The 5,153-nt window shown below is 45.1% G+C and carries 4 protein-coding genes and 1 pseudogene; 2 read left to right on the top strand and 3 right to left on the bottom strand.

Going from position 1 to position 5,153, the window contains the following annotated elements; genetic code table 11:
* Positions 1–292 (top strand): annotated as a pseudogene (locus tag BFF42_RS10895) (IS1-like element IS1X2 family transposase); the annotation flags it as partial.
* 38 nt (positions 293–330) lie between these two features.
* Complete coding sequence (locus tag BFF42_RS10890; RefSeq protein ID WP_237160966.1) at positions 331–1,161, top strand: hypothetical protein; 831 nt, start codon at positions 331–333, stop codon at positions 1,159–1,161.
* Between the two features lie 119 nt (positions 1,162–1,280).
* On the opposite strand, the gene BFF42_RS10885 is transcribed toward BFF42_RS10890, so the two are convergent.
* The 3 genes from BFF42_RS10885 to BFF42_RS10875 form a co-directional block, all read right to left on the bottom strand.
* Positions 1,281–2,351: a restriction endonuclease subunit S gene (locus BFF42_RS10885; protein ID WP_039059784.1), complete on the bottom strand. Its 1,071-nt coding sequence runs from the start codon at positions 2,349–2,351 to the stop codon at positions 1,281–1,283.
* Positions 2,352–2,359: 8 nt separating this feature from the next.
* A complete protein-coding gene (locus BFF42_RS10880; protein ID WP_000627722.1) occupies positions 2,360–3,994 on the bottom strand; it encodes a type I restriction-modification system subunit M in 1,635 nt (544 codons plus the stop codon).
* 63 nt (positions 3,995–4,057) lie between these two features.
* Positions 4,058–5,153: type I restriction-modification enzyme R subunit C-terminal domain-containing protein (locus BFF42_RS10875; protein WP_307956096.1), on the bottom strand; the 1,096-nt coding region annotated here is incomplete at its 5' end.

Genomic DNA, 5,153 nt, shown 5'->3' with positions numbered 1-5,153 from the left:
GGCGCACGTCTTCGGTGAACGCACTCTGGCCACACTGGAGCGTCTTCTGAGCCTGCTGTCGGCCTTTGAGGTCGTGGTATGGATGACGGATGGCTGGCCGCTGTATGAATCACGCCTGAAGGGAAAGCTGCACGTTATCAGCAAGCGTTACACTCAGCGCATTGAGCGACATAATCTGAATCTGAGACAACATCTGGCAAGGCTGGGACGGAAGTCACTGTCGTTCTCAAAATCGGTGGAGCTGCATGACAAGGTCATCGGGCATTATCTGAACATAAAACACTATCAGTAAGTTGGAGTCATTACCTGGATTTTTTACAGAATAAATTATTGTTTGTTGAATGGAAACCTGAACTTGAAGAGGCTGATATTAGTGATTCTGTGATTCATAAAAAAATCCCGGTAAAATATGTTCAGGCACCATCCTATAAAGAAATATTTGAGGTGCTGAGTGAAACTAAAAAAAGGATTCCAGCACATTTATTCCGAATGATAAAAGATGAACTTTATGAGTTGGTCTTAACTGATGATCCGAAAGGAAAATTATATGTGAGGGATTCAGAGAAAATTGAAGAAGGGGTCAGTACAACTGAGTTTGTTGTGGGATATGGTGCTATTTCGATGGTAAAAAAATCGGAATCGATGGCAACTAAAGGATTGGTTGGACTGGAGCGTGTAGATCTCATCCGAGAGGTTGTATTTGAAAATGGATATTATGATTGGGGATGTGTTGTTAATGATGTTTTGCCAAATATATGCAAAGGCAATGTGCGCATTCCTATTTTTCACTTCTTAAATCACGCTAAATTAATTAATCCTGATGGGAGTATAATTAATGAAACAGAACTCTCAGGTGGCGTTTTATCACGATTAAATATCACTCCTATTAGTTTTCAGTCTCAAGGATGGGATAAACGACGCTCTGAAACCGTTCCTGAGGTCAAGGTGGGGGTCAATGAGTTATATCTTGCTTATGATTTCAGTTTCTTTTTTAGAATGATGCCTTATATGGAGCCTGGATTAATCAAGCGCGATATGGGAGAGCTTCTCAAAATATTGAAAAAATATATAGATGAAGCTATGAACACTCAGGTATTGTCAAGTAATTTTTGCAAATTAGTGTGTATTTATGATTATATCAAAAATAGTCACAGGTATTAAGTAAGATATAACCTTCTTAGGGGGCGAGATAGTAAAAAAAGGCGTTACCTAAGAGTGACGCCTTAATTTCCTAAAATATCTTAATATAATAAATTAATGTTTATTTCGATACTAAGGATTTAAAAACCCATTAATCTCTTCTGTAGTGATAAAAATTGTATTTCTAAATGATTTAATGATATTTCTATTTTTTCTTTAAATTTTTCAATTCTAGCTAATCTATCTAATATCTCATCTTGATAGTATATAGGTGGGAGGGGAACATTGAATTTGTTTAATAGTTCAAGATTTACACCGGTTTGTCCTGCTGTTCTTTCAGAGTTTTTTACAACAACATCATGATATTCCGGAAGTTGTAGAAGATAGAATATAAACCCCTTCCTAATATTTTCTTTGGGTGAAGCTTTCATTAAAGCTACATTGTAGCTGCCGGATAAACCTCTAAGTATTTGAAACACAGGTGGCCCATAACGAGCAATCATAACATCATCAACTTCGAAAATACGTTTTGCTTTTTCTTGCGGAATGTACGTCGCATATTTATCGGATTTAAAATCTCTAATTTGTACTAATCTAATATAACCCTGTTTAGGTTCAAAAATAAAATCACTTTTAGGTGGTTGATTTCCACCTTTAAATTCAATAATGTCTCCCATAAGATGGACAGGCCATTTTTTGGGGTTTGTAATAGGATTCCCATACATTGTAGCAAACGTAGCACGCAAAAAATCATCAGCCAGTTTGATGGATTGCTCACGTTTTTGGCGTATACCCTCAGCTTTATCGAGAAGATCCACAATTCGTTTCTGCTCTTCAAAAGGTGGTAATTTAATAAATGTATCATAGAGATCGTCTCTATTTAATCCAGGAATACTTGTGGTAATCGTTTTCTTAGTGAGATCAATTCCGCTCAGAATATAAAACAAGTATCGGAGATCTAACTTATTATTATCTTTGATCTCAACGTAATAAGCAGTATCAATGATCCAGCCTCCGCTTGGAGCCCAGGTAATAGCACCAACGCTGCCTTTGCGGCCAATAATTATCGTGGGATAGCTGCAAAGCGTTTTATCGTGGTTGCCGACAATTCCTGAACTACCAAAAACATGGACACTTCCATTCGATACACGCTGATCAGCTTTTAATGCTTTTCCGTAGTGAACATTAATAACATCCCCTAACTTCACCATTGCCGAACTCACAGCATCCCCTCCAGCTCATCCAAATCCGCCAGAATCTCTTTTTCCAGATCCTTTAACCGCTTCAATATCACCTTCGGATCTTCATATTCCTCCGCCTGATACACGACTTCTTTATAACGGTTGATGGATAGATCGTATTTCTGCGCAGCAATATCCGCTTTCGGTACAACAAACGCCGCCTGCGTGCGATCTTTAAAATCAACGCCAGCATTAATCCCTTCCGGGTACTGCTGTTTAAGCAACGAGGCTAACTTCTTACCCATAAAGTTATCAACCGGTAGCCCGCGTAAAGTACGGTAATGCTTCCAGCTTGCCAGCAGATGCGGCAGATCGTTGTCTTTTATCGGGTTGCGCTTATCATCCAGGCTGTAGCCGTCATTTTGTAGATCGTAGAACCAGACCTCATCCGTTTGACCGCCTTTGGTAAAGATCAAGATCGCCGTCGCCACGCCAGCGTAAGGTTTAAATACACCAGAAGGCAGATTGATCACCGCTTCCAGTTGGTTATCTTCCACCAGCGTTTTGCGAAGTGACTGGTGCGCCTTGCTAGAGCCAAACAGCACGCCCTGCGGCACGATAGTGGCACTGCGCCCGCCCACTTTCAGCATTTGCAGAATACGCGCCAGGAACAGTAGTTCGGTTTTTTTGGTTTTCACCATTGCCGACAGCGTGGAGTCGATATCTTCCTCGTCCAGTGAACCGGTAAACGGCGGGTTCGCCAGAATCAGGTTGAAGGCGTTTTTACTGGCCTGCGGGAAGTTTGTGCTGAAACTCTGGCTCATTGTGTCCTGATAGTGGATATCAGGCGCATCCACGCCGTGCATAATCAGGTTCATGGCGGCGATACGTAGCATTGTGGTGTCAAAGTCGTAACCGTGGAACATGTTGTTATCCACATGGTTACGCCACGGTGTCAGCAGATCGCCGGTAAAGATTTTTTGCTCTTCCAGCTCGCCACGTTCGTTGGTGCCAATCTCAGTATGAATGGATTCCAGCGAGCTGTACTTCTCCAGCAGATATTCATAGCTGGTTGCCAGAAAACCACCGGTGCCACAGGCGGGATCGCAAATCGTCTCGCCGCGGGCCGGGTTCGGCTCCATCATTTCAACCATCGTGCGGATAATGTGGCGCGGTGTGCGGAACTGTCCGTTGATTCCGGCAGTTGTCAGCTTGCTTAACAGGTATTCGTAAAGGTCGCCTTTGGTGTCGCCGCGATCCAATGGCAGGTTTTTGATTACCTCAACCGCTTTGGTCAGCAATGACGGCTTAACAATCTCCAGACGAGCATCTTTCATAAAGTTGCCCAGCAGCGTCACCTTCGAAGCATCGGCCTGGCCGAGCTGACGGAAATGCTGGAATACGCCATCGCGCACCACTTCCATCATCTCATCCGAGCCAAGGTTGCTATAGTGACTGAAACGGAACTCCTGCTGTTCTGGCGCAAAACGCGGTTTAAAATCAATACCCGCGATTTGTTTACGCTTTTCGTCGCGTTGTTCCTGGGTATCCAGCATCCGGGAATACATCAGATAGGTGATCTGTTCGATTACGGTCAGCGGGTTGGTGATACCACCCACCCAGAAATCTTCCCATAGTCCGTCGATTTTACTTTTTAAGTCGCCAGTAATCATTGTTAGCGTTTATATCCTGTTTTAAATACAAAAGCCCCGCTGCCGGGGCTTGTCATGCGTGTATTATACCGTCGCTGCGTCGGTCACAACACCCAGCTCTTCGACTATCTTTTGCAGGCGGGCGATTTGCGCTATATCAGGGAACACACCGGTAACGCCTTCGTTGTGGATATGCGTAAAAGGCTGTTCAAAGAGCTGCCGCATTTCAATGGTGCCGTAATCGCGAATGTGGTTTTTCAGCAATGACAGGAAGCGCAGTTGTTGGCTGGTCAGGCTGTTATCAGCGGCGAACTGGGCAAAACGCACTTCCACCGCGTCGCTGTCCATCCCGATGATGGTACGCAAAAGTTTATCCAGGCTGGCGGTTGCCTGCGGATAAAACTCTTTCAACGCACGAATATCAACGTTGGGGTTCTGGATCAGCACCAGCTTCGCCAGCTCATCCAGCTCGTTTTGCGTGACTGGCTCGCCGTTGCGGATTTTCTTCAGAACCGGGTTTTGCTGGAACAGCGGCTCCAGCGCCCCCTGAACCTGCTGGCGATAGAGTTTGAAATCAATCGAGCGGATATTAGTTTTGCGGGTCTCCGTCTGGATCAGGTTCGCATCTTCGGTAATATCCACCTGTATCGAACCAAATTTAGGCGTCGCGTCTTTTTCCATCAGGTGCATGATACCGCGCAAATGAATGCGAATATCCTCCAGCTCTTCCAGGCTGGCCTGCTTCCACCAGCTTAAATCACGAAGCTGATTGATTCGTTGTCCCTGTTGCTGCACCTGCGCCAAATGCGGCGGCAGGCGCTCCACTTTTTCGACGATGATCGGCCAGAGAACATCCAGCTCTTCCGGGTTGGTATAACGGGCAGTTTGCGCCGCCAGAATATCCATATCAAAGCGTATGGCATCGCTTTGCCCGCGCACGTCCAGCCACTGCATCAACGGGGCCAGAACAGATAGCAGATCCTGCTGTGTTTTCGGAGAAAGCTGGCGCAGCACCTTTTCATCACTGTACTGCGCTTTCTGCTGCCATTTTTCCTGTACGGCAATCGACTTTTCATCCAGTGCGTTGATTTGCTCGCGAAGCTGGTGAGCAACTAAATCCACCGCCTGTTTGGCGAATTTACGCTGCGCAGCGGCCCCCAGCATAACCCACGCTTCGAAG

It is taken from the genome of Shigella sp. FC1661, assembly GCF_001712525.1.
In the GTDB taxonomy this organism is placed as follows: Bacteria; Pseudomonadota; Gammaproteobacteria; order Enterobacterales; family Enterobacteriaceae; genus Escherichia; species Escherichia coli.
Note: the sequence above shows the minus strand (reverse complement) of the source record. Positions and strands in the feature narration are given on the sequence as shown.

Coding starts and splice junctions, on each gene's coding strand:
- BFF42_RS10885 (WP_039059784.1), bottom strand. CDS start 2,351: ATGGTGAAGTTAGGGGATGTTATTAATGTTCACTACGGAAAAGCATTA.
- BFF42_RS10880 (WP_000627722.1), bottom strand. CDS start 3,994: ATGATTACTGGCGACTTAAAAAGTAAAATCGACGGACTATGGGAAGAT.